The following is a 25,337-nucleotide window of genomic DNA, read 5'->3' on the forward strand; positions in this document are numbered from 1 at the left end:
GATCTCTACGTCACCAGCATCGACTCCTGACGCTGAGGCATGATCAGTCTCGGTCCGTCAACCCCGGAGAGACTTCCAGGCGGCACCACTTAGCCAGCCCTCGCGCTCGTGGTGACCAGGGCGGCGGCCGGCGTGGCACGGCGCTCTAGTTGACCACCACACGCATCCCCCGCGCGACCAGCAGGCGCGCGGTGGCCTCGCCGATCCCGCGGCTGGCCCCGGTCACCAATGCCACCCTGCCTGTCGCCCCAGTCACGAGCCCACCTCCTGCTCGTCTTCGCGGGCCGTCGGACCGACCGCCCGAAGTCGTTCAAGGCATGCTGAGCGGATCACCCCGCTGAGCTGGTCTTCATGGGCTGGTCTTGATGGCGGCTCCTCGCTTCTACGCTACCAAGGCCCGCCTTCCGGGCACGTGGGGCCACCACCGGCTATGAGCGGGTCTCCGCGTACTCGGGCCGGGTTGCCGGGCGCAGGGCCAGGACCAGTACGGCCAGCCCGGCGAAGATGACCGCGGCGACGACGCCGGTGACGTGCACGCCGGCGGTGAACGCCTCCCGCGCGGCGTGCAGCAGCTCCGCGCCCTGGTCGGCGGGAAGGTGCCGGGCGGCGGCGACCGCGCCGGCCAGCGAGTCGGACGTGCCGCCCATCCGGCCGCGGTATACCACCGCGGCCACCACGCCGAGCAGGGCGAAGCCGAGCGAGCCGCCGAAGTAGTTGCCGGTCTCCGACATCGACGCCGCCGAGCCGGCGCGCTGCGGCGGCACGGACCCGACGACCAGCCCGGTGCCCAGCGCGAACAGCGGGCCGGTGCCCAGCGCCTGCACGGCGATGCCGATCATGACCAGCGGCAGGGCTCCCGCGCCGCCGGCGCCGACGCCGATCAGCAGCAGGCTGCCCAAAGCCGACGCCACCAGCCCGCCGGCGATCACGGTCGGCTGCCTCATCCGCCGGGCCAGCGCCGGCGCGGCCATGGTGCCGACCGCCACGCCCAGGCCCATGGGCGCGAACAGCACCGCCGACGCGAACGGCGACAAACCCAGCACGCTCTGTAGGTACTGGGTCACCAGCAGGCCCGTACCGGCCATGGCGATGCCGGCGAAGACCAGCGCGACGATCACGGCCGTGAACGGGCGGTTGCGGAACAGCCGCAGGTCCAGCAGCGGCGCCTCCAGCCGCAGCTGCCGGCGTACGAACAGCCACCCCAGGGCCACGCCCACGACGAGGGCCATCGCCGGCACGACCGGCGCGCTCTCGACCGCCAGCTGCTTGACGCCGTAAACCATCAGCAGCACCGACGCGAGCGACAGCCCGACGCCGGCCAGGTCCAGCCGCCCGGCCTGGTCGCTGCGGAACTCCGGCAGCAGGACCGGCCCGGTGAGCAGCAGCAACGCCATGGCCGGCACGGCGACCAGGAACACCGACCCCCACCAGAAGTGCTGGAGCAGGAACCCTGCGAGCACGGGCCCGAGCGCGCCGCCGGTGAACTGGCAGGTCGCCCAGATCGCGATGGCCCGCCCGCGCTGCCGTCCGTCGCGGAACATGTTGGTGATCAAGGCCAGTGTGGACGGCGCCAGGGTCGCGCCGGCGACGCCCAGCAGCGCACGCGCGACGATCAGCATCAGCGGGCCGGCCGCGAAGGCGGCCACGACCGACAGCACCGCGAACGCCGCCGCGCCGATCATCAGCAGCCGCCGTCGGCCGATCCGGTCGCCGAGCGTGCCCATCGTGATGACCATGCCGGCCACCATGAACCCGTAGCTGTCACTGATCCACAGCTGCTCGACGTTGGTGGCCCTCAGGTCGGCGCTCAGCCATGGGAGGGCGAGGAGCAACGCCGTCGCGTCCATCGCGACGAGCAATGTCGGCAGCATGAGGACGCCCAGTCCCAGCCAGGCCCGGTTGACTCGCATATCCGGAACTCCCTGTTCTCTCGATGTTTCGCCGGCTGGTCGGAGCGGACGGGAGCTTCTTGACATCGGTACGGAGGGAAAAATTCGCGAAAACGTTCGGGCGGGGATGTCAAGACGGCGGCGACGGCTCCGACCACCTGGCGAACGGGCCCGGCTAGGCTCGCGAACCACGAGGAGGACGAGATGAAGTTCCTGATCAGCATGCACATCAACCCGGCGGTGCTGGACGCGCTGACCGACGAGGAGAAGGCGGCGATCGGCGACGGCCACGGCAGGTTCGTCGAGGCGCTGAAGAGGTCCGGCGAGCTGATCATCACGCAGGCGCTGGTCGACCCGTCGCAGGCCGCCGTGGTGTCCGTGCGCAACGGCCAGCCGGTGGTGACCGACGGCCCTTTCCTGGAGTCGAAGGAGTATCTGGGCGGCTTCTACCTGATCGACTGCGAGAACAAGGAGCGGGCGATCGAGCTGGCGGCGCAGATCCCGGACACCGCGATCAAGGGGCTGGGGGTCGAGGTGCGGCAGGTGATGTTCTCTGACGGACAATTGGAGGCATGACAGCCCCAGCCATCGAGGGCCTGCTGCGTGAGCTCACGCCGCAGGTCCTCGGCGCGATGGTACGCCGGCACGGCCAGTTCGAAGGGTGCGAGGACGCCGTGCAGGAGGCCGTCCTCGCCGCCACCGTTCAGTGGCCGGCCGAGGGCGTGCCGGACAACCCGCGCGGCTGGCTGACGACCGTCGCCTCGCGGCGGCTCATCGACCAGATGCGCAGTGACCACGCGCGCCGCGGGCGGGAGGCGGCGACGGCCGCCGAGGTGGCGCCCGAGGACGTGCCGGACACCGACGACTCGCTCGTCCTGCTGTTCCTGTGCTGCCATCCGACGCTGACCCCGGCCTCCCAGACCGCCCTGACGCTGCGGGCGGTCGGCGGCCTGACCACGGCCGAGATCGCCCGCGCGTTCCTGGTGCCGGAGGCCACGATGGCGGCCAGGATCAGCCGGGCCAAGCAGCGCATCAAGGCCGCCGGCAGCTCCTTCGGGCTCCCGGACGGCGCGGACCGCGAGGAGCGGCTGCGGGTCGTCCTGCACGTGCTCTACCTGATCTTCAACGAGGGCTACACCGCCTCCTCGGGCAGCGAACTGCACCGCGCCGACCTCGCGCGCGAGGCGATCCGGCTGGCCCGGATGGTGCACGCGCAGCTGCCCGACGACGGCGAGGTGACCGGGCTGCTCGCGCTGATGCTGCTGACCCACGCCCGCCGGGACACCCGTACGACCGCGGCCGGCGACCTGGTGCCGCTGGACGAGCAGGACCGTGCGAAGTGGGACCGCGGGCTGATCGACGAGGGCACCGAGCTGGTCAAGGCGTCGCTGGCCGGGCCGGCTCTGGGGCCGTACCAGCTGCAGGCCGCCATCGCCGCCACGCACGCCGACGCGGCCACGGCCGGGGAGACCGACTGGCGGCAGGTGCACGCCCTCTACCTGATCCTGGAACGGATCGCGCCCAATCCGATGGTCACCCTCAACCGGGCGATCGCGCTCGCCGAGATCGAGGGCCCGGCGGCCGGGCTGGCCCTGCTGTCCACCTTGGACGGCGACGAGCGGATGGCCGGGCATCACCGGCTGCTGTCCGTACGGGCGCATCTGCTGGAGGAGACCGGCGACACTGCCGGGGCGTACGAGCACTACCGGCGCGCCGCGAAATCCACCGCCAGCATCGCCGAGCAGCGCTACCTGGAATCCCGGGCCGGCCGGCTGAAGATCTAGCATCGATATCCGGATCGATATGGCGGGATGCCCCATATCAATATTGGACGTCGGCGGAGGTTTTCTGATCTTCTCTTCGGCATGATTCGACCTCTCCCACTGCGACTCGCGGTGGTCGCGACCTTGACCGCTTCCACGCTCCTGAGCGGCCCCGCCCACGCGGCGAGCGCCTCTGACCTGGCCAAGACGCTGCAGGAGCTCGAGAAGTCCTACAACGGGCGGATCGGCGCCGTCGGCATCGATCTGGGGAGCGGCAAGACGGTCGGCTACCGGGCCGACGAGCGCTTCCCGTTCAACTCCATGTTCAAGGTGTTCGCGTGCGCGGCGGTGCTGCGCAAGGCCCGCGCCGGCGACCCCGGGCTGATGGACAGGGTGATTCGCTGGAAGCCCGCCGACATGGCCGAGCTGACCGGCAACTCCCCCGAGACCACCGAATACACCGACACCGGCATGACACCCGCGCAGCTGTGCCGCGCCGGGATCACCAAGTCCGACGGCTTCGCGGGCAACACGCTGCTGAAGCAGATCGACGGGCCGCGCGGGCTGACCGCGTTCTTCCGCGCCACCGGTGATCGGACGAGCCGTCTGGACCGGCCGGAGCCCGGCCTGACCGAGTGGAAGCCCGGCGAGGAGCGCGACACCACCACCCCCGCGGCGGCCGCGCGGACCTTCGGCAAGCTCACCACCGGCAAGACCCTGGACGCCCTCGACCGGGAGCGGCTGGTCGGCTGGCTGAAGGCCAGTCTCACCGGCGCGAACCGGATCCGGGCGGGGCTCCCCAAGGACTGGACGGTCGGCGACAAGACCGGCACCGGCGGCGCGAAGAACTACGGCACCGCCAACGACCTGGCGATCGTCTGGACACCCGGATCGAACGCGCCGATCATCCTGTCGGTGTTCACCAACCGCACCGTCAACAACACCCCGAACGACGACAAGGTGATCGCCTCCACCGCTACCGCGCTGGCCAAGGCCCTCGGCAGGTTGTAACCGCCAACGGCTGCGCTCACCCAGGCGGCGCCGGAGCGCCACGCTCTCCCCGGAGGCCTCCACGCGTTGCCCGCGATGCCGCCGCCGACGGCCATGATGTCCGCCATGTCAGTCCTCCGCTGGAGTCGCGCCGCCCCGCCGGTCGCGGTCAGCGCCTGCCGGCTCGGGCCAGCGCGGCCTCGGCCTGGGCCGCCAGGGTGCCGACCAGCTCGGCCGCGGGCGGCAGGTCGTCGATGAGGTCGACGGCCTCGCCGGCCCACTGCGGCAATGCGGGGATCTCACCCCGTGCCACGGCCTCCTGGTATTCCCGCCGGGCGTGCGGGGCGGCCGCGAGCTCGTCCTCCCTGCCCCGCCATCCGTCGAGGAACGGGTGGCCCAGGGTGCGCGCGGTGTACTTCGCCGGCCACCGCGAGCCGCGGGCGATGTCCAGCACCCTGTTGCGCTCGGTGTCCTCCCCGCGCCCCTCGACGATCGCCCTGGCGGTCGCGGGGGCGACCAGGGCCTCAGCCGTGGCCTGGAAGCGGGTGCCGAGCAGCGCTCCGGCGGCCCCCAGCGCCAGGGCGGCCGCCACGCCACGGCCGTCCGCGATCCCGCCGGCCGCCAGCACCGGCACCGGCGCCGCCAGGTCGACCACGACGGGCACGAACGGCAGCGTGGAGCGCCCGTGCCGGGCCCCGTGCCCGCCCGCTTCGGTGCCCTGCGCCACGATCACGTCGGCTCCCAGGTCCACCGCCCGCCGGGCCTCCTCCAGGTCGGTGACCTGGAGGATCAGCGACGCGCCCGCGCCGCGGACGCGTTCCGCGAACGGGCCGGGGTCGCCGAAGGACAACATCACCGCGGCCGGGTCGTGCTCCAGCGCCCGCGCCACCACACCGTCGTCGATCGCCCACGACTGAAAGCCGATGCCCCAAGGTTTGCCGGCGCCTTCATCGGCCAGGATCGGCAGCTCGCGGGCCAGCCAGTCCTGGTCGCCGTTCCCGCTGCCCAGCAGCCCGAGGCCGCCGCCGCGCGAGACCGCCGCCGTCAGGGCGCCACCGGCCGACCCGCCCATCGGGGCCAGGGCGATCGGATGCTCCACGCCGAACAGTTCCGTGAACGCCGTCGACAATCCCATAACCGCGATCCTCACCTCGCCCGCACGGTCACCAGCCGACGGGGCCGAGGCGATCGATGAAGATCCCGGTCGGCCCGTCGGCGTCGATCATCGCAAGCCTAACGATCGAGTCGGTCCCCTCGGTGACGGTCAGCTGACCGGTGTGATGGTTCATGTCGGTGGCGGCGAACTTGCGGTTGGCGACCTCTCCGGGAGTGGCGACGTTGAACTTGATCGTCGGGAGCGCCTGGGCGTACCTGACGGTGATCATGTTCAGCGCCGCTTTCGACGAGCTGTACGCGAGCTCGTGCATCTTCGAGACGGGCTGGTCCGGATCGGTCACGACCGCGAACGAACCGCCACCGCTGGACACCATCACCACCCGCGGGTGCTCGGCCGCCTGCAGCAGGGGGAGGAACGCGTGCGTGACCCGGATCGGCCCGTACACGTTGGTGTCGTAGACGGCATGGATCTCGTCGGCCGTCGCGTCCGCGGGCGCGACGATGTTCCCCGGCGCGCCGGCGTTGTTGATCAGCACGTCCAGCCGGTCGGTGTGCTCCCGGACGAGGCGTGCCGCCTCGCTCACCGACTCGTCCGAGGTCACGTCCAGGGGGACCATGACCACGTTCACGCCGCCGCCGGCCAGCTCGGCGGCAGCGGCCCGTCCCCGGCCCTCGTCACGCGAGCCGAGGAAGATCGTCCAACCCAGCTCGCCCAGCCGCCGGGCCGCCTCAAGACCGAGTCCCTTGTTGCCTCCGGTGATCAGCACCGAGGTCTGCTTCGAGTTCGTCATGCCCTCTGAGACGAATTGCCCGACTCGGCTGTGACACGGTGTGAGCGTCCTCACAGCCGAAGGCCGTCGCGGGCCGGTGATCCCGATGAGGATGCGGCGTGACCCGCCAGCCGCTAGAGTTCGCGATCAAGGATCGTGCCGGTGCGCCTGCGAAGCTCTCCCCCACCACCTCATGCGCCAGGCAGGTCGGCCGGTGCCGGAGCGACGATAGAGGACATGGGTGGCCAGCCAGAGCAGAGGACGGCCGGGTTGGCTTCATGTCGGCGCGCTCGAAGAACGCGTCCACCGGGCCTGGGATCCGGGTACGTTCCCTCTTGCCGAGACCCTGCTGGCGATCATGACGCTGTCTGCGGTGCCGCGCGCCCTGGGCACCCGGCTGGCCGCTCACCTGTACGGCGGGATCGTCGTGGGGCCGGGAGCCGTGCCGGATTTACCGGGCTTCGAGCATTTACGGGGCATCCCGCTGCCCATCCAGCAGGGCGGGTGGGAGCGCAGCGCCGGCGTCTACGACGCCAGGCGGCGCGCGATCGGGGTGGGTAGCGTACCGTCACCGTCGGTGAGCGTGGCGGGTCACGAGCTGGGGCACGCGATCGACGACATGGACGGCATGCCGTCCCAGAGCCCGTTCTGGGCGGCCCTGCATGCCGCGAGCGCCGCACGCCTGGCTCCGCCGTACCGGGAGACGGTCACCGAGCTGTACGCCGAAGCCTTCGCCTGCGTGCTGGTCCGGCGGGCCCGGCGTCTCATCCAGCTGTTCGGCGACGAACACGCCGCCCAACAGGCCTACACCTGGTTCGCGGGGCGATATGGGATCGGCTGAGCGGCGCCCACTGCCACCGGCGTGCCGGGCGGCTATTCTGGGCAGAGAACCGTGGCAGATGGGGCGGAGGGGATGAAGCACATGACCGCGATCATGCTGGCCGGCGGCGTCCTTCGCGTTCCGGCCTCCACCGTGCTGCCCGACGGCACCCACATCGACGGCACCAGGGACATCACGCCCGATGCCCCCGACTATCAAGACTGGCTGCCGCACGCGATCGACGAGGAAGCCTCCTGGCACGGCGACCGCGACGACGAGGAGATCTTGCGGCGCTGGCGGGCAACAGCCAGCGCCTGACCACCCATCGCCCCGCCCGAAACCTCAGCGAGCCGCCGGCCGGACATCGGTCAGAGGCGGCGGGTGGCCGCGGTCCTCGCCTACCTGGGCTCCGAGCGGTAGGCGAGGCAACCTAAGGGGTGACCTAAGGGGTGAGGGGGAAGACGCGCGGGGGCGGGGCGAGGGACAGGGCGGCGAAGAGGTCCTGCTGGGCGTCGGTGAGCTCCGTGCGCAGCAGCAGGGTGCCGGCCTTGGAGGCGAAGACGCCGAGCTTGATGCGGTCGAGCTCGTACCGCAGCCGCGCCCACTCCATCCCCGTACGGCTCTCCGCGACGCGCACCAGCACCAGCGCCGCCCAGCGCAACAGCAGATCCCCATGGACGGCCGCCTCTCCCCGCGCGCGGACGGGCCGCAGGTCGGTCAGCAGGTCGTGCCAGCCGCGGTCGAAGTTGAGCAGTTGCGTGTAGCCGAGCGCGATCTCCTCCGCCGACAGCTCCGGGTCCGACGTGCGCACCAGGCACTTCCCGTCGAGGTTCTCCTCGGCCTTGACGGCCTTGGCGTCGATGCGCAGCAGCCCGCCTGGCGTCAGCCGGAGGTAGCGGTTCATGCCGGGCTGGGCCGAGATGAGGGTGCACAGCTCGGCACGGGCGGCGGGCGGCAGCCGGTCGGTGTCGGCGATCAGCTCGGCCAGCCGCTCCACCAGGCGGGCACGCGCGCGGGCGTCCCGCTCGGCGGCTTCGGCGTCGCAGTAGACCACGAACCGCTCGTCCCCCGCGATGCGTACCTCCTTGACCCGCAAGTGCGGCGCGACGCGCTGGTAGCGGCCCTGGCGGGACAGCGCCGCGTCGGCCTCGACGGATCCCGGGCGCAGCCGCTCGCCGATGATGTAGTGAAGGTCGTCGTCCGTCCGCAGGTCACGGAGGTCATACGCGGTGGCGCAGCCGCGCTCGGCGGTCCTGATGACGCGGGACAGGGTCCAGCCGTTCAGGTCGTCCTTGGCCTGCCGGACCATCGCCGAGTCGTCGGCGCAGCTGGGCCAGCACCACATCCGCAGCGGGATGCCGGTACGCGTGGCGGCCATCCCGATGACCACGTCGTGCGGGTCCTCGCGATCGTCCACGGCCGTCCCGAAGCACGCCATCCCGGTCAACCTGCCGTCGTCGTGCGGCCCCGGCGTGCCGGAGGGGGGCACGTGCCGGGCGCAGCCGCAGGCGCAGGAGGCGTCGAAGAGCACCAGGTCGACCTTCAGATCGTGACAGTCGACGACCCGGTGCAGCACCTCCTCCTCCAGCCGGCCGTAGATCTCGACCAGCCATTCCAGGGCCCGTTCGCAGGCGTCGTCGTCGGTGGCGGGCAGCCCGTCCACGAGGACGTCGTCGTTGACCCAGGCGGCGGGCGGCGGGCCGTGCCCGGGTGCCAGTGCCTGCTTGGCGACGAGCGCGAAGACCACCCTCTCCGTCGCCGCGTCGAGCCCGCCTTCCCGGCACATCCGCCGCAGGGTCGCGTCGATGCCGAGCTGCCGCCACAGCCCGTCCAGCACCCACGCCCCGCCCAGCGGACGGGACTCCACGAACTCCAGGCCGTCGGCCGCCACGGCGAGGATCTGCGCGGGGTCGAGGAACTTGATCGCCGAGGCGACCAGGCGTACCAGGGCCTCCCGGCTGGAGGCCTTCTCCTCCCTGCCGAAGTTGTAGATGACCTGCACCTTCGAACGCTTCGAGGCCTGATCCCACTCGTTGTGCGCCAGCTGCAGGTAGCGGACAACGGAGCCGTCCTTATTGCGCCGGGGGGTCGACCGTAAGTACATGAATCGAAGTTAACACCCGCCCCCATAAGGCGACTCTAATGTCACCACACCGTGACAACGAGTAATACTCGGCCCGACTCGGCAAGTAATTCGGCGGGCCGCGCGTCCGCCGGCGGGCGGGCCCGATGCCGTCCCCCGTCCCGCCGGGCCGGGCGAAGGCCCAGGTCAGCGACGGAATCGCGGGAAATAACCAAAAAATGAACGAACGTGTATCTAGGCCACGCCGCCGCCGGACGGGTGAAAAAGCTACTTGAACAGCGGGTTCGGCCGGTGCACGCCGGGCGGGCCGCGCCCCGGACCCGTTCGGACAAGAACCCTTACCAGACAATTAAGGCGGCCTCTATGAGGGCGCGAATCCATTGACAGAAGCCATGACTCACCGGGCTTGGCATACTGCTGAGCCGCGTGGATGATGAGGGATCATGAGCACCTGGTCCTTTCGTCGGCCTGCGGGGCCGATGACCCGGCGACTCCCCCACGTTGCCCACGCGGAGGCGCCCAGCTAGGCCGTGACGGTGCCACTTCTCACTGTAAGGACGACAGCACGACCATGCGGAAATGCATCCTATTTTGCGGCGGAGAGTTCGCGGCGACGGTGTAATAGGCACGAACTTACGGGGTGAACGATTTGCAGCAAGACGAAAACCAATACGGTCCGTCCCTTGACCTGGGCGACCACTCGCCCTGCATCATCACACCTTCCGAACCGAAAATCGTATCTGTCCCGATCGCCACGCTGATGCCTGGCGAGTCTCCCCGCCTCCAGGGTCAGGATCAGGAGCACGTGACCCGGCTGGCCGAGATCGACGGACCGCTTCCGCCCATTCTCGTCCGTCGCTCCGACAGGCGGGTCATCGACGGAATGCACCGTCTGCTCGCCGCCCTCATACGCGGGCAGGAGAGCATCGACGTCGAATTCTTCGACGGCACCACCGAGGACGCCTTTCTCCGCGCCGTCGAGTCGAACATCGCGCACGGGCTGCCGCTGACCCAGGCCGACCGGCGGGCCGCGGCGACCCGGATCGTGCTCTCGCATCCTCACATGTCGGATCGTGCCATCGCGCGGGCGTCGGGGCTCGGGGCCAAGGCCGTGGCCTCCATCCGCCGGCGTTCAACTGACTCCGTCCCGCAGTTGAACGCCCGCATCGGGCGGGACGGCAGGGTGCGCCCCCTGAGCGGGGACAGCGGCCGGTTACGCGCCGCCGAGGTGATCGCGCGCAACCCCGACGCCTCGCTCCGCGAGGTGGCCAGGCTCGCGGGCATCTCCCCTGCCACGGCCGGTGACGTGCGCAAGCGCATGTTGTCGAACGAGCCGCCGACGATGACACGCCCCACGGCCGCCAATACCGTCCAAACCGCCGAGACCGCGGCCGAGCCGCTCCACGACGACGTGCTGTCCATGCAGGCCGGGCGGCGCTCCGAGCCGGGGTCCGCGGCGCGCCTGCCGGAGCCGACCATGATGCTGGACAAGCTGCTGCGCGACCCGTCGCTGCGCCTGAAGGAGGAGGGCCGCCAGCTCCTGCGGCTGCTGCAGCAGAACGCGATTGCGACCGAGTGCTGGTCCGAGCTGATCGCCGCGGTCCCGCCGCACTGGGAGGCCCTGGTGGTCAGGCTGGCGCGCCAGTACGCCGCCACCTGGCAGCAGTTCGCGCAGACGCTCGACGAGCGGGACGGGTCACCGGTGTGGAAGGCGGTCGGCCAGTAGCGGGGCGGACCGGACGCCGCCGGACGCCGTCTCCGATCGGGGAAACGCCGACGTCGCCGACGCACCGGAGGTGGTCGGCGACGTGCTGGGACCGGCTGCTACTTCTCCATCGCCTCGATCAGGCTCTTGGGCCGCATGTCGGTCCAGGACTTCTCGATGTAGTCGAGGCACTCCTGGCGTCCGGCCTGCCCGAAGACCGTCTTCCAGCCCTCCGGGACCGCCACGAACACGGGCCAGAGCGAGTGCTGATTCTCGTCGTTCACCAGGACCAGGTACTGGGCATCCGGGTCGTCGAACGGGTTCGTCACCACGTCGTCCTTTCTCGGGTACGGGATGTGGGTGGCGCCGGAGCACGGACGTCCGTACGGCTCCGGTCCGGCGTTCGGTGGCCGCGTGATGCGTCGCTCGGCCCCGCTGGGATCAACTATGAACGCAGACGCCGTGCGCCAGTCAACCTCGACGGTTTCCCCGTTCAACTGCGCCTTGGCGGCAGTTGGCCGGGCACGGGTGAGCGCCGCCGTCCCCCTCGCGGGGTTCCTTCGACAGTGAGGCAGGTCTCCATTGACGGCACTGCGGTTCGACGACTCGATCACCCGGCAGCGGGTGAAGCGGGGCACGGTGCGGCGCATCCTCCCGTACGCGCTGCGCTACCGCCGGTTCCTGGCCCTGCTGATGCTGGCCACCGTCACCGGCGCGGTCATCACGGCCGTGGGGCCGCTGATCCTGAAAATGATCATCGATGACGGGATCCTGCCCCGGCGGACCGGCACGGTGGTGTGGTTGTGCCTGCTGGTCGCCGGGCTGTCCCTGGTGGAGGCCGGGGCGGCGTACCTGGGGGCCTGGTGCTCGGGCCGGATCGGCGAGGGCCTGGTCCACGACCTGCGGACCAAGGTGTTCGCGCACGTGCAGCGGCAGCCCTTGGCGTTCTTCACGCGTACCCAGACCGGCGCGCTGGTCAGCAGGCTCAACACCGACGTGGTGGGCGCCAGGCAGGCGGTGACGACGTTGCTGTCGCAGTCGGTGTCGACGCTGCTCACGCTCGTGCTCGTCCTCGTCGCGATGCTCTACCTGTCGTGGCAGATCACCGTCGCGGCGCTGCTGATGATCCCGTTCTTCCTGCTGCCGGCGCGGCTGGTGGCCAGGCGGCAGGAGCGGCTCGCCCGCGAGGCGATGGAGCTGGACGCCGGCATGAGCTCGATGATGCACGAGCGCTTCAACGTCTCGGGCGCGCTGCTGTCCAAGCTGTACGGCCACCCGGACGACGACCTGGCCGCGTTCGCGCGCAAGACGGCCAGGATCCGCGACATCTCCATCCTGCGCGTCGTGTACGGACGCCTGTTCGGCATCGTCGTCACCGTGCTCACGGCGCTGACCACGGCCGTCGTCTACGGCCTGGGCGGCGTGCTGACCATCGCGGGCTCGCTCGAGCTCGGGACCCTGGTCGCCATGGTGGCCCTGCTGATGCGGCTCTACGGACCGGTCAACCTGCTGGCCTCGATGCAGGCCACGGCGTTGACGGCGCTGGTCAGCTTCGACCGGGTGCTGGAAGTGCTCGACCTGGAGCCGCAGATCACCGAGCGGCCCGGCGCCCGCGCGCTGAACGGGCCGAACGCCTCGGGGCCGGCGGCGCCTGACGTCGTCTTCGACCGGGTGGGCTTCCGCTACCCGGACGCGGGCGAGGTCTCCCTGGCCTCCCTGGAGTCCGCCGCGCCCCGCGGACCGGAAGGGCCCGGCGAGTCGTGGACGCTGCGGGAGCTCAGCTTCCGGGCGCCCGCCGGACGGCTGACCGCGCTGGTCGGGCCCTCGGGAGCGGGCAAGACCACGATCACCCAGCTCGTGCCGCGCCTGTACGACGCCACCGAGGGCAGCGTGCGGATCGGCGGCCAGGACGTCCGCGACCTGACGCTGCAGTCCCTGCGGGACGCGGTCGGCGTGGTCAGCCAGGACGCGCACCTGTTCCACGACACCCTGCGGGCCAACCTGGAGTACGCCAGGCCGGGCGCGAGCGAACGGGAGGTGATCACGGCCTGCCGGGCGGCGCTGGTCTGGGACACGATCCAGGCCCTGCCGGACGGCCTGGACACCGTGGTCGGCGAGCGCGGCCACCGCCTGTCCGGCGGCGAGAAGCAGCGGGTGGCCCTGGCCAGGTTGCTGCTGAAAGCGCCGCCGATCATGGTGCTCGACGAGGCCACCGCGCACCTGGACTCGGAGTCGGAGGCGGCGATCCAGCGGGCGCTGCGGAGCGCGCTGGCCGGGCGTACGTCGCTGGTGATCGCGCACCGGCTGTCCACGGTCCGTGAGGCCGACCAGATCCTGGTCGTGGCGGCCGGCCGGATCCGCGAGCGGGGCACGCACGAGGAGCTGCTGCTGGCCGGCGGCCTGTACGCGGACCTGTACCGCACGCAGTTCGCCGGGCAGGCGGCCGGCACCCCGCGGTGACGCCGCTCGCTTTAGCGCGGTCGCGGAACTATCTTCAACACGGGCGTTACGGGCACGGGCCCGAATCTGTTTGGGAGTTCGCAGTGGTTTCTGGCCGAGTGGTGAAGTTCGACGGGACGAGGGGCTACGGGTTCATCGCACCCGACGACGGTGGGGAGGATGTGTTCCTCCACGTCAACGACATGCTGATCCCCGAGTCCGCGGTGCGGGCGGGGCTGGCGGTGGTGTTCGCGGTCGAAGAGGGAGACAGAGGACCGAAGGCGTCGCGGGTCCGGCTGGCGGAGGGCGCCGCCGCCGCGGCGAGCGTGGCGGCATCGCCTTCCGCGGTCGCCCCCGCGGTCGCCTTGGAGGTGGTGGACGACGATTCGATGTGCGACGTGCTCGACGCGGAGGAGTACCTGCGGGAGGTGACGGAGATCCTGCTGAGCGAGGCCCCGTCGCTGACGGGCGACCAGATCCTGCAGGTCCGCGCGGGCCTGCTGCAGTTCGCGAAGAACCACGGCTGGGCCGAGGGCTGACGCACGCGGAAGAGGGCGGGGACCGGTCGTACCGGTCCCCGCCCTCTTCGTTTTCTAGCGCGGCGGGGCGGAGAAGTCGTGCACGACGACGGCGACGGCGCCGACGCTGGGGTGGCGCTGGAAGACCGCCTCGATCTCGCCCAGTTCCATCCGCACCCCGGCGATCTTCACCTGCCGGTCCACCCGGCCGAGGTACTGCAGGGCGCCCTGCGGCAGCGCCCGCACCGCGTCGCCGGTGCGGTAGAGGCGCCCGGTGGGCGTGGCCGCGAAGGGATCCTGGAAGAACGCCTCGCGGGTGCGGTCGTGGTCGCCGGCGTACCCGCGGCCCACGCACACGCCGCCGACGAACAACTCGCCGGTCTCGCCCGGCTCGCAGGCGTGCCAGCCGTCGTCCTCACGGCGCAGGACGTACAGGTCGGTGTTGACGACGGGGGTGCCGATCGGCAGGCGCAGCAGGTCGAGGTCGGCGGCCGTGACGGTGTGGTGGGTGACGTCGTCGGAGCACTCGGTCGGCCCGTAGGCGTTGACCAGCCCGGCGTGCGGCATCTCGCGCAGCCAGCGGCGCGCCACCTCGGTGGGCAGTTCCTCGCCGGTGGCGAGCATCCAGCGCAGGCCGGCGAGCAGGCCCGCCTCGGGGGCGGCGGCCAGGTCGTCGAGGAGCAGCCGGACCATGGTGGGGACGAGCTCGACGATCGTGACGCCGTGCTCGCCCACCAGCCGGGCGAAGGCCACCGAGTCGTACGCCGTCGCGTCCCCGACCACACTGACCTGCGCGCCGACGACGAGCGGGCAGAGCATCTGCCAGATGGAGATGTCGAACCCGAGCGGTGCCGTCTGCGCCACCACGTCGTCGCCGGTCATGCCCAGATCGACGACCTTGGCGTGCAGGTGGTTGAGCATGCCCTGGTGCTCGACCACCGCGCCCTTGGGACGGCCGGTGGAGCCGGAGGTGAACAGCATGTACCGCGGCTGGTCGAGCGCTTCGAGCCGGGCGGGGCCCCGCCACGGCGCGTGCCTGGCGGCCGCGTCCGCGCGCACGACGCGCACCCCGGCGGCCCGCGCACCCTCGGCGAGCGCGGGCGCCGCGGCCCCGCGGGAGGTGTCCAGCAGCAGCACGGCGCCGGCCTGCGTCAGGACGCCGGCCACCCGCCCGGCGGGCCAGCCGCCGTCCGCGGGCACGTAGACCGCGCCGACCAGCTCGATCGCCAGGAACGCGGCGATGACCGCGACGTCGCGTTCGCCGCCCACCGCGACGACCGTGCCGGGGCCGGCGCCCTCGTGCTCCAGCAGCGCGGCCAGGCGGCGCGCCTCGACGGCCAGCTCGCCGTAGGTCAGGCGGCGGGTCCCGTCCCTGACCGCGGGGCGGTCGGCGTCGGTACGCTCGACCCGGGTGATCACGGCGTCGGCCAGGTCGACCGCGTGAGGGCGGCGCATCGCCAGCTCGCGGGCGCGCCGGACCTGCGGGGGTGAGCTGGGCAGCACGGGCAGTTCTGCGAGGCCGGGCAGGCCGTCAGCGAATGTCATTCACACGCTCCGATAATTGCCGGGAATTTCCGGACCTTGCCGGGCCGAGATGGCCTCAAGTATCGTGATCCGAGCTACGACGATCAAGGTTGTGCAGGTCCGGGAAAAATAGCCGGCGGCTCGTTTCCACCCCCTGCCCCGTTTCTGTCGCATCCATTCCCGTAAGCAGGGGGGTTCGGCGAAGTGCCTGTTATCAAAGCCCCGCAGGAGTTCAATGTCGAAGACCTTTTCATAGATCTGCGGGCGGTGCTCGGGACTGCGCTCTATTTGAAATGCGAAGGGTTCAACTTCGCGGGATCCGTCAAGTTGAAGGCGGCCGCGGAAATGGTCGCCGCCGCCGAGCGCGACGGCCTGATCGGCAGGGACTCGGTGCTGGTCGAGTCGTCGTCCGGGAATCTCGGCGTCGCGCTGGCGATGGTCGCCGCGGACAGGGGCCTGCGTTTCGTGTGCGTCACCGACCCGCGCTGCAACACCGCCTCGCGGCGGCTCATGCGCTCGCTGGGCGCCGAAGTCGTCATCGTCGAGACACAGGACTCCAACGGCGGCTACCTGAACAGCCGCATCTCCTACGTCCGCGACCTGTGCGCGTCCAGCCCCCGCTACGTGTGGCTCAACCAGTACGCCAACCCGGGCAACTGGCGCGCCCACTACCTGCACACGGCGCCCGCGATCGCCCGCAGCTTCCCCGACCTGGAGGTGCTGTTCGTCGGCGCGGGCACCACGGGCACGCTGATGGGCTGCGCCCGCTACTTCAAGGAGCGCGGCGCGCCGGTCACGATCGTAGCGGTCGACGCGGTCGGCTCGGTGACGTTCGGCGGCATCCCGGAGCGCCGCATGGTGCCGGGGCTGGGCACGAGCGTGCGGCCCGAACTGGTGGACGAGTCGTGGCTGGACGACGTGGTGCACGTCCCGGAACCGGACACGATCATGGCCTGCCACAGCCTGGCCGCCCGCGGTTTCCTGTTCGGCGGTTCCACGGGCACCGTCGTGAGCGGTGCCTCGCGCTGGCTGGCCGAGAAGTACCCGGGCGAGGAGCCGGTCGCGGTCGCGGTCTCCCCCGACCTCGGCGAGCGCTACCTCGACTCGATCTACGAGGAGGGCTGGCTGCGTGAGCACTTCGGCCGCCTCGACCTGCCCGACCGACCTGACAGGAGCGAGAGACCATGACCCGTGCCCCATCGTTCGCCGTCGTCCCGGGAGAGCAGGTCGCGGGCGTCCTGCATGGCCGGGAGAAGCAGGTCACGGCCGTGGTGGAGGCGGCCTACCGGCTGCACGGTGAGGGCCGCACGGTCAACCCGGACTCCTACTTCCTGCGCTTCCCCGACCGGCCGTCGGCGCGGATCATCGCGCTGCCCGCCTCGGTCGGGGAGCCGGTGGACGTGCACGGCGTCAAGTGGATCTCCTCGTTCCCCGAGAACGTGGCGGCGGGCCTGCCGCGCGCCTCGGCGGTGCTGATCCTCAACGACACGGCGACCGGCTATCCGATGGCGTGCCTGGAGAGTTCGATCATCAGCGCGGCCCGCACCGCCGCCTCGGCCGCGCTCGCGGCCACGACGCTGGCCGCCGCCCGCGGGGTGAGGCCGCGCCGCGCCGGGTTCGTGGGTGTGGGGCTCATCGCCCGTTACGTGCACACGTACCTGGCGGCCAACGGGCTGTCGTTCGACGAGGTCGGCGTGTTCGACCTCGTCCGCGAGCACGCCGAGGGCTTCCAGGGGTACCTGGAGGGGGCCGGGGCGGGCCCCGTCACCATCCACGACAGCGCGGAGTCGCTGATCGCCGCGTCGGATCTGGTCGTGCTGGCCACGGTCGCCGGCGAGCCGCACCTGCACGCGCCGGAGCTGCTGGCGCACAACCCGCTGGTGCTGCACGTCTCGCTGCGCGACCTCTCGCCGGAGATCATCCTGGCGTCCTGGAACATCGTCGACGACGTCGAGCACTGTCTGAAGGCCGGCACGTCGCCGCACCTCGCCGAGCAGCGTGCCGGCAATCGCTCGTTCGTGGCCGGCACCCTGTACGACGTGCTGGAGGGCCGGGTCGTCCCGCCCGCGGCGCGTCCGGTCGTGTTCTCGCCGTTCGGCCTCGGGGTGCTCGACCTCGCCGTGGCCAGATACGTCCACGACGAGGTCGCCGCGTCGGGCGACCTCATGACCGTGCCCGGCTTCTTCCATGAGATGAAGCGCTACGGCTGACCCCGTCACCACTGAGTCACCGCCGAGCTGAGAGCCCGCTCCCCCGCTGCCGGGGGGCGGGCTCTCAGCCTTCCAGGCCCAGCCGGCGGGACACCGCGGACCACACCTCGGCCAGGGTGTCGGGCTTGGCGATCTCGTAGTGGGTGCAGGCGATGCTCTCGACCGCGATCTCACCGGTCACGTACGGCCGCCACAGCTCGGGGCGGGGCTCCTGCCCCGGCCTGCCCTCCTCCGCGACGATCAGCAGGACGTCGCCGTCGAACCGGCCGTGCCGGAAGCCGCGGCGCAGCCTGCGGTGGTTCTGCAGCAGGCGGGCGAACGTGCGGATCTCGTCCTCGGTGGCCGCGCCGAAGCCGTTGCCGGCCTGCCAGCGCACGATGTCCATCTGCCGCTCCAGGGCGGCGTCGGGATCGTCGTCGTGCTCGTCGTCGTCCTGCTCGGGCACCCACGGGTACTGGTCGAGCAGGACCAGCGCCGCGACCTCCTCGCCGGCGGCGCGGAGCTGGACGGCGATCTCGTGCGCGACGCCGCCGCCGTAGGACCAGCCGAGCAGGTGGTACGGGCCGCTGGGCTGCACGGAGCGGATCTGCTCGACGTAGTCGGCCGCCATCTCCTCGATGGACCGGGCGAACTCCGTGGTGCCGTCGAGGCCGCGGGCTTGCACGCCGTACAGGGGGATGCCGGGCTGGACGTGGCGGGCCAGCGGCATGTAGCACCAGCTCAGGCCGCCCGCGGCGTGGACGCAGAAGAACGGCGGCCGCTCGCCCTCCGCGCGAATGGGCAGCAGCACGCCGAGGGCGTCCCGTACGGACGACAGCGTCATCCGCTTCATCAGCTCGGCGACCGTCGGGGCGACGAACAGGTCGCGGACCGCCACCGTCACCCCGCGTCCGCGCAGCCGCTCCACCAGCCGCACGGCGAGCAGCGAGTGGCCGCCGAGCGCGAAGAAGTCGTCGTCCACGCCGACCTCAGGCACGCCCAGAACCTCGGCGAACGCCTCGCACAGCCCGGCCGTGACCGAGGTGACGTCCCAGTGGGTGACGCGTTCCGGAGCCTCCGGGGCCGCGGCCGGGAGCGCTTTGCGGTCGAGCTTGCCGTTCGGCATGAGCGGCAGCCGGTCGATCACCACGACGGCCGCGGGCACCATGTAGCCGGGCAGGCGTTCCTGGGCGGCGGCGCGTACCGCCTGCGGCAGGCCATCGGCGTCGCCGTCCGGCACCACGTAGGCGACCAGCCGCTTGTCGCCGGGGTCGTCCTCGCGTACCAGCGCGACGGCCTGCGCCACGCGCGGGTGCGCGGCGAGGACGGCCTCGATCTCGCCCAGCTCGACGCGGAAGCCGCGGATCTTGACCTGGTCGTCGGAGCGGCCGGCGTACTGGAGCTCGCCTCCGGCCGTCCACCGCACCACGTCGCCGGTGCGGTACATGCGGGCACCGGGGCGGAAGGGGCAGGCCACGAAGCGGCCTGCCGTGAGCCCGGGGCGGCCGAGGTAACCGCGGGCCATGCCCTCACCCGCGATGTACAGCTCGCCGGTCACGCCGGGCGGCACCGGCCGCAGGGCATCGTCCAGGACGTACACCTGGGTGTTGGCGACGGGGACGCCGATCGAGGACACGTCGGCCGTGCCCGCCGTGAGCCGCTTGGCGGTGGACCAGACCGTGGTCTCGGTGGGACCGTACAGGTTGGTCAGGGTCGGCGTCCGGCCGAGCAGCGTGTGCGCCAGGTCGGCGGGCAGGGCCTCGGCGCCGATCATGGCGCGGATCCCGGTCCAGTCGATCGGGTCGTCGGCGTCGGCGATCAGGCCGCGCCAGAGGCTGGGCGTGGCGTGCACCGCCGTCGCGCCGGTGGAGCGGATGAGCGCGCGCAGCGCCCACGGGTCGAGCACCTGCTCCTGGGCGGCCATGACAATGCGCGCGCCGTTGACCAGCGGCAGGTAGAACTCGAAGCCGGCCATGTCGCAGCCGTGCGTGCTCACCGCGAGCAGGCGCTCGTCCGGGGTCAGCGCGAACATGTCCTGCATCGACAGCAGGAAGTTGACGATGGCGCGGTGCTCGACCAGCACGCCCTTGGGGCGGCCGGTGGAGCCGGAGGTGTAGATGACCCACATCGGGTGCTCGGGACGCGTGGCGACACCCGGCCTGCCGTCCGCCTCCGCGCGCACCGCCGGGTCGTCGATCATGACGATCGGCACGCCGTCGCCGATCTCGAACCCGGGCAGCCGCTCGCGCATGTCCTCACCGGTCAGCACGCACGCCGCGCCGGAGTCGGCGATCACGTACGCGATGCGGCCCGCGGGGTAGGCCGGGTCGATCGGCAGGTAGGCGGCCCCGGCCTTGATGACGCCGAGCAGCGCCACCACCAGGTCGATCCCGCGGTCGAAGACGACTGCCACGACCGACTCGGGGCCGATGCCCCTGCCGATCAGATGGCGGGCGACCTGGTTGGCGCGGGCGTCGAGGGCGGCATAGGTCAGCTCGGTCGCCCCGGAGGTGAGGGCGATGGCCTGGGGCGTACGTGTCGCCTGCGCCTCGAACAGCTCCACGACGGTCGTGGCGGGGAGCGGGGCGGCGGTGTCGTTCCAGGCGGTCAGCATGCGGCGCCGCTCGTCCGCGCCGAGCACGTCCACGGCGCTCAGCCTGGTGCCCGGGTCGGCGGCGAGGGCGGCCAGCACGCGGACCAGGCGATCGGCGACACGCTCCACCGAGGCCAGGTCGAACAGGTCGGCGGCGCCGATCATCGCGCCGCGCATACCCGCCGGAGCGCCGTCGGCGTCGAACGTCTCGCCGACGCTGACGTCCAGGTCGAACTTCACCACCGACAGTTGCTCGCCGGGTGTGGCGGTGCTCCGGTCGGCTCCCCGGGCCGCGGCGAGCCCCGGCAGGTCCAGCCTGGCGCCCTCGGTGTTCTGCAGCAGCAGCATCACCTGGAACAGCGGGTGGCGGGCCAGCGACCTGGCCGGGGACAGCTCCTCGACCAGCCGCTCGAACGGCACGTCCGGATGGGCGAACGCGCCCAGCCCCGCCTCCCTGACCCGCCCCAGCACCTCGCGCAAGGTGGGGTCGCCGGACAGGTCGGTACGCAGGACGAAGGTGTTGACGAAATACCCCACGAGGTCGTCGAGCGCCTCGTCGGTGCGTCCGGCCAGTGCCGAGCCGATGGGCACGTCGGTGCCGCCGCCGAGCCGGGACAGCAGCACCGCCAACGCCCCGTGCAGCATCATGAACATGGTCACGCCCTCGGCACGGGCGACCTCGCGCAGCCGGGCGTGCACCTCGGCCGGGATCTCCAGCGGCACCCGCCGTCCCAGGTGCCCGGCCACCTCGGGCCGCGTGCGGTCGAAGGGCAGTTCCAGCTCCTCCGGCAGGCCGGCCAGCGTCTCCCGCCAGTAGGCGACCTGGCTGGAGATGAGGCTGTCCGGGTCCTCCCCGTCGCCGAGCACGGCACGCTGCCACAGCGCGTAGTCGGCGTACTGCACCGGCAGCGGCTCCCACCCCGGCGCCCGTCCCTCGCGGCGTGCGGCGTAGGCGGTGGATACGTCCCTGGCCAGCGGCGCCCACGACCAGCCGTCGCCGGCGATGTGGTGCACCACGACGACGAGCACGTGCTCCTCCGGCCCGCTGCTGAACAGCCAGGCCCGGATCGGCGGCTCGGCGGACAGGTCGAAGGTGTGCGCCCGCGCCGCCTCGACGGCCGCTTCCATGTCCCCGGGCGCGACACGCACCGCGGTCAGCTCCCCGTCGAGGTCCTCGATGGGCAGGATGTGCTGGTACGGCTCCCCGTCGGCCACCGGGAACACCGTGCGCAGCACCTCGTGGCGGGTGAGGACGTCACGGAAGGCGGCGGCCATGGCCGGGACGTCCACCGGGCCGGACAGCCGTACCGCGACGGGGATGTTGTACGTGGCGCTCGGGCCTTCGAGCTGAGCGATGATCCACATGCGCCGCTGACCGTAGGACAGGGGGATGCGAGCGGGACGCTCCCCCGCCGTGAGCGCGGCGCGGGCGCGGGCGGCGCCGTTCAGCCCGGCGGCCAGGCCTGCCACGGTGGGGGTGTCGAACAGGGCGCGGATCTCGATCTCGACGCCGAGGAGGGCGCGGATGCGGCTGACCAGGCGGACGGCCAGGAGCGAGTGACCGCCGAGTGCGAAGAAGTCGTCGTCGACGCCGACCTCGGGCAGGCCGAGCACCTCGGCGAAGGCCAGGCACAGGATCTCCTCCTGCGCCGTCGCCGCCTGACGGCCGCCGGCCGTGTGGGCGGAGGCGTAGTCGGGGGCGGGGAGGGCGTGGCGGTCGAGCTTGCCATTGGCGGTCAGCGGCAGAGCGTCCAGCACCACCCAGGCGGAGGGCACCATGTGGTCCGGCAGCCGTTCGGCCGCGAAGCGGCGCACCACCGACGGAAGCTCGCCCGCGTTGTCCGCGTCACCGGCCACCAGATAACCCACCAGCCGCACATCACCCGGCATCTCCTCCCGGGCAACCACCGCCACCTGCTCCACACCCCGGCACCCGGCCAGCACCGCGCCGACCTCACCCGGCTCCACCCGGAAACCACGAATCTTCACCTGATCATCCACCCGGCCCGCGAACACCACCTGCCCATCAGCAGTCCAACGCGCCCGATCACCCGTCCGATACATCCGCCCACCCACGGCAAACGGGCAAGCCACGAACCGCTCCCCGGTCAACCCCGGCCGCCCCAAATACCCACGCGCCACCTGCGCGCCGGCGATATACAACTCCCCTGTCACACCCGCAGGGACCGGCGCAAGGTGTTCATCCAGCACATACAAGCTCGTGTTCGCGACCGGCCTGCCGACCGGGACCACCCCCCCGCCAGGCCGCAGGCGGGTCGTCGCCACCCCGATCGTCGCCTCGGTCGGACCATAATGGTTGAACACCGCACAACCACGCCGCCCAGCCGCCTCCAGCAACTGCTCCACCCAGCCCGGCGCCGCCGCCTCCCCACCCAGCACCAACGACCGATCCGGCAACACCGGCTCCAACCCACCCGCCGCACCCAACGCCGCCAGATGCGAGGGCACCACCTTCAGGAAATCCACCCGCAAACCACTCAAAGCAGCCGGATCGGTAGCCGCAGCCTCGGACAGAATGTGCAACCGCCCACCCGAGGTCAAACTGGCGAACACCACCGTGTTCCCCAGATCGGTCGCCTGCCCCTGCACCAACGCATACCGACCCCCGGCCATCCCCAGCCGACCCGGCACCGAACCCACATAATTGGCCAGCCCAGCCTGCGTGACCACCACACCCTTCGGCCGGCCCGTCGACCCGGAGGTGTAGATGAGGTAGGCCGCCTGCCCACCGAGCAGCGTCCGCTCCGGCCTGATCGCAGGCGCAGCGGCCAACCGCATCCTGGTGAAGGCGTCGTCCAGGGTGAGCATCCGGGCCCGGCCCGCGGGCAGTTCCTCGGCGATCTCCTCGCTGGTGACGGTCACCACCGCACGGCTGTCGGCCAGCATGAACGCGATCCGCTCCACCGGCTGCCGAGGATCAACCGGCACATACGCCGCCCCCGCCTTCCACACCGCCAGCAACGCCACCACCAGATCGACACCACGCTCCAAGCAGACGCCCACCACCGACTCGGCCTGAACACCCTCACCGATCAGGACATGCGCCAGCCGATTGGCCCGCTCATCCAACTCCCCGAAAGAGACCTCCACCCCATCGGCCACCACCGCCACCGCACCCGGATCCTGCCCCTCGATCAACTCCACCACCGACGCGTCCAAACCCTCGACCGCCGTGGAATTCCACTCCTCCACCACCCGACGACGCTCATCGGAGTCCAGCAACCCCACACCGCTCACCCTGACCCGCGGATCCGAGCCCACCGCATCCAGCACCCGCACCCAATAGCGAGCAATGCGATCAGCCCACACCGCATCGAACAGATCAGCGGCCACCGTCACCGACCCCCGCACCCCCGCCGGCGCCCCCTGACCGTCAAACGCCTCGCTCACCATCACGTCAAGATCGAATTTGGCCGCCCGTGCCCCGGCCGACGAGGCGCCCGGCCGGACGACGGGCAGGCCGTCGAGCACCGCGTCCACGGTGTCGCCCTTGGTCAGGACCACCTGGAACAGCGGGTGACGAGCCATCGACCGGGCAGGGGCGAGCTCCTCCACCAGCCGCTCGAAAGGCACGTCCTGGTGCGCGAACGCCGACAGGCTCCGCTCCCGCACCCGTCCCAGCAGGTCGACGAACATCGGGTCGTCGGCGAGGTCCACGCGTACGACGAGGGTGTTGACGAAGCAGCCGATGAGGTCTTCGAGGGCCGCGTCGGTGCGGCCCGCGTTCGCGGACCCTATCGGGATGTCGGTACCGGCGCCGAGCCGCGACAGCAGCACCGCCAGCGCGGCCTGCAGCACCATGAACGTGGTCACGCCTTCGGCCCGCGCCACCTCCGCCAGCCGCGCGTGCACCTCGGCCGGGACCGCCAGCGGAACGGAGTATCCGCGATGCGAGGCCACCGCCGGGCGCGGCCGGTCGAAGGGCAGGGCCAGTTCCTCGGGCGCTCCCGCCAGCGCCTGCCGCCAGTACGCGACCTGGCGTGACATCAGGCTGTCCGGGTCGCGTTCGTCTCCCAGGAGTTCGCGCTGCCACAGGGTGTAGTCGGCGTACTGCACCGGCAGCGGCTCCCACACCGGAGCCCGGCCGGCGCGGCGGGCCGCGTACGCCAGCGAGAAGTCGCGGGCCAGCGGCGCCCGCGACCAGCCGTCGCTGGCCGCGTGGTGCAGCACCACGACGAGCACCCGATCGTCCGGCCCGGCCTCGAACAGCCACGCCCGCATCGGGACCTCCCGGGTGAGGTCGAACGCGTGGCCCACGGCCTGGGCGACCGCGCCATCCAGGTCGGCCGGTGCCACCTGGGCGGTCGACAGCGTCCAGTCGAGCTCGTCGAGCTGGATGACCCGCTGGTGCGGTTCGCCGTCCGCGACCGTGAAGACCGTCCGCAGCACCTCGTGCCGCCCGATCACGTCCCGCAGCGCCAGCCCGAGAGCCTCCTGATCGACGTCCCCCGAGAGCCGCAGCACGATCGGCACGTTGTACGTCGCGCTCGGCCCTTCGAGCTGGCTGATGAACCACAACCGCCGCTGCGCGAACGACAGCGGCACCCGCTCCGGCCGCTCCCTCGCGGTCAACGCCAGCCGTGCTCCGTCGGCGTCGGCCAGCCGCTCAGCCAGCGTCGCGACCGTGGGCGCCTCGAACAACGCCCGCAACGGCACCTCCACGCCGAGGACCGTGCGTACCCGGCTGATCAGCCGCACCGCCAGCAGCGAGTGGCCGCCGAGCGCGAAGAAGTCGTCGTCCACCGCGACCTCGGGGAGGCCCAGCACCTGCGCGAACACCCCGCAGAGGATCTCTTCGCGCATGTCGGCCGGGCCTCGGCCGGCGTGGCCGGTGTAGTGGGGGGCGGGCAGGGCTTTGCGGTCGAGCTTGCCGTTGGCGTTCAGCGGCAGCGCGTCGATGACGACGAACGCTGAGGG

The 25,337-nt window shown here is 71.6% G+C and carries 17 protein-coding genes and 1 pseudogene; 10 read left to right on the top strand and 8 right to left on the bottom strand.

Translation table 11 applies throughout. The features are described 5' to 3' along the window. Window positions 1-148: 148 nt before the first annotated feature. Both ACIBQ1_RS60725 and ACIBQ1_RS60730 read right to left on the bottom strand, forming a co-directional pair. Window positions 149-256, bottom strand: a pseudogene (locus tag ACIBQ1_RS60725) (SDR family NAD(P)-dependent oxidoreductase); the annotation flags it as partial. Between the two features lie 172 nt (window positions 257-428). Continuing rightward, a complete protein-coding gene (locus ACIBQ1_RS60730; RefSeq protein WP_397292578.1) occupies window positions 429-1,910 on the bottom strand; it encodes an MFS transporter in 1,482 nt (493 codons plus the stop codon). Window positions 1,911-2,093: 183 nt separating this feature from the next. On the opposite strand from ACIBQ1_RS60730, the gene ACIBQ1_RS60735 reads away from it, so the two are divergent. From ACIBQ1_RS60735 to bla, 3 genes are all read left to right on the top strand, one after another. After that, window positions 2,094-2,465: a YciI family protein gene (locus ACIBQ1_RS60735; protein WP_397292579.1), complete on the top strand. Its 372-nt coding sequence runs from the start codon at window positions 2,094-2,096 to the stop codon at window positions 2,463-2,465. Then, a complete protein-coding gene (locus ACIBQ1_RS60740; RefSeq protein ID WP_397292581.1) occupies window positions 2,462-3,673 on the top strand; it encodes an RNA polymerase sigma factor in 1,212 nt (403 codons plus the stop codon). Before ACIBQ1_RS60735 ends, ACIBQ1_RS60740 begins: the two co-directional genes overlap by 4 nt. A gap of 81 nt (window positions 3,674-3,754) precedes the next feature. Next, window positions 3,755-4,663 carry a class A beta-lactamase gene (bla, locus tag ACIBQ1_RS60745; protein ID WP_397292582.1) on the top strand — a complete coding sequence of 303 codons (909 nt, stop codon included), beginning with the start codon at window positions 3,755-3,757 and terminating at the stop codon, window positions 4,661-4,663. Window positions 4,664-4,811: 148 nt separating this feature from the next. Here the strand turns inward: bla and ACIBQ1_RS60750 are convergent, their stop codons facing one another. Together ACIBQ1_RS60750 and ACIBQ1_RS60755 are read right to left on the bottom strand one after the other, a co-directional pair. Next, window positions 4,812-5,777 (bottom strand): NAD(P)H-dependent flavin oxidoreductase, encoded by a 966-nt coding sequence (locus ACIBQ1_RS60750; protein WP_397292583.1) that lies wholly within the window; start codon window positions 5,775-5,777, stop codon window positions 4,812-4,814. A gap of 28 nt (window positions 5,778-5,805) precedes the next feature. Further along, entirely contained in the window at window positions 5,806-6,549 is a 744-nt protein-coding gene (locus tag ACIBQ1_RS60755) for an SDR family NAD(P)-dependent oxidoreductase (protein WP_397292585.1), read from the bottom strand. Window positions 6,550-6,886: 337 nt separating this feature from the next. Between ACIBQ1_RS60755 and ACIBQ1_RS60760 the strand changes: the two genes are divergently transcribed. After that, window positions 6,887-7,369, top strand: coding sequence for a hypothetical protein (locus tag ACIBQ1_RS60760; protein WP_397292586.1), 483 nt, complete (start codon window positions 6,887-6,889; stop codon window positions 7,367-7,369). Window positions 7,370-7,450: 81 nt separating this feature from the next. Next, complete coding sequence (locus ACIBQ1_RS60765) at window positions 7,451-7,666, top strand: hypothetical protein (RefSeq protein ID WP_397292587.1); 216 nt, start codon at window positions 7,451-7,453, stop codon at window positions 7,664-7,666. A 124-nt stretch (window positions 7,667-7,790) separates the two neighbouring features. On the opposite strand, the gene ACIBQ1_RS60770 is transcribed toward ACIBQ1_RS60765, so the two are convergent. Next, window positions 7,791-9,452 carry a transposase gene (locus ACIBQ1_RS60770; protein WP_397292589.1) on the bottom strand — a complete coding sequence of 554 codons (1,662 nt, stop codon included), beginning with the start codon at window positions 9,450-9,452 and terminating at the stop codon, window positions 7,791-7,793. A 619-nt stretch (window positions 9,453-10,071) separates the two neighbouring features. Here ACIBQ1_RS60770 and ACIBQ1_RS60775 point away from each other — a divergent pair. Next, on the top strand, window positions 10,072-11,157 hold the full coding sequence (locus ACIBQ1_RS60775) for a ParB/RepB/Spo0J family partition protein (protein ID WP_397292590.1): 1,086 nt from the start codon (window positions 10,072-10,074) through the stop codon (window positions 11,155-11,157). Between the two features lie 98 nt (window positions 11,158-11,255). On the opposite strand, the gene ACIBQ1_RS60780 is transcribed toward ACIBQ1_RS60775, so the two are convergent. After that, window positions 11,256-11,465, bottom strand: coding sequence for an MbtH family protein (locus ACIBQ1_RS60780; RefSeq protein WP_397292592.1), 210 nt, complete (start codon window positions 11,463-11,465; stop codon window positions 11,256-11,258). A gap of 253 nt (window positions 11,466-11,718) precedes the next feature. Here ACIBQ1_RS60780 and ACIBQ1_RS60785 point away from each other — a divergent pair, with 253 nt between their 5' ends. Both ACIBQ1_RS60785 and ACIBQ1_RS60790 read left to right on the top strand, forming a co-directional pair. Further along, window positions 11,719-13,596: an ABC transporter ATP-binding protein gene (locus ACIBQ1_RS60785; RefSeq protein WP_397292593.1), complete on the top strand. Its 1,878-nt coding sequence runs from the start codon at window positions 11,719-11,721 to the stop codon at window positions 13,594-13,596. 83 nt (window positions 13,597-13,679) lie between these two features. Further along, entirely contained in the window at window positions 13,680-14,114 is a 435-nt protein-coding gene (locus ACIBQ1_RS60790) for a cold-shock protein (protein ID WP_397292595.1), read from the top strand. Between the two features lie 54 nt (window positions 14,115-14,168). Here the strand turns inward: ACIBQ1_RS60790 and ACIBQ1_RS60795 are convergent, their stop codons facing one another. Further along, a complete protein-coding gene (locus ACIBQ1_RS60795; RefSeq protein WP_397292596.1) occupies window positions 14,169-15,638 on the bottom strand; it encodes an amino acid adenylation domain-containing protein in 1,470 nt (489 codons plus the stop codon). Window positions 15,639-15,821: 183 nt separating this feature from the next. Between ACIBQ1_RS60795 and sbnA the strand changes: the two genes are divergently transcribed. After that, window positions 15,822-16,805, top strand: coding sequence for a 2,3-diaminopropionate biosynthesis protein SbnA (gene sbnA / locus ACIBQ1_RS60800; RefSeq protein ID WP_397292598.1), 984 nt, complete (start codon window positions 15,822-15,824; stop codon window positions 16,803-16,805). Then, window positions 16,802-17,827 carry a 2,3-diaminopropionate biosynthesis protein SbnB gene (sbnB, locus tag ACIBQ1_RS60805; RefSeq protein ID WP_397292599.1) on the top strand — a complete coding sequence of 342 codons (1,026 nt, stop codon included), beginning with the start codon at window positions 16,802-16,804 and terminating at the stop codon, window positions 17,825-17,827. The genes sbnA and sbnB overlap by 4 nt, the downstream gene beginning before the upstream one ends. A gap of 64 nt (window positions 17,828-17,891) precedes the next feature. Here the strand turns inward: sbnB and ACIBQ1_RS60810 are convergent. After that, window positions 17,892-25,337: amino acid adenylation domain-containing protein (locus tag ACIBQ1_RS60810; RefSeq protein ID WP_397292601.1), on the bottom strand; the 7,446-nt coding region annotated here is incomplete at its 5' end.

It is taken from the genome of Nonomuraea sp. NPDC050153 (assembly GCF_044460125.1).
Classification (GTDB): Bacteria; Actinomycetota; Actinomycetes; order Streptosporangiales; family Streptosporangiaceae; genus Nonomuraea.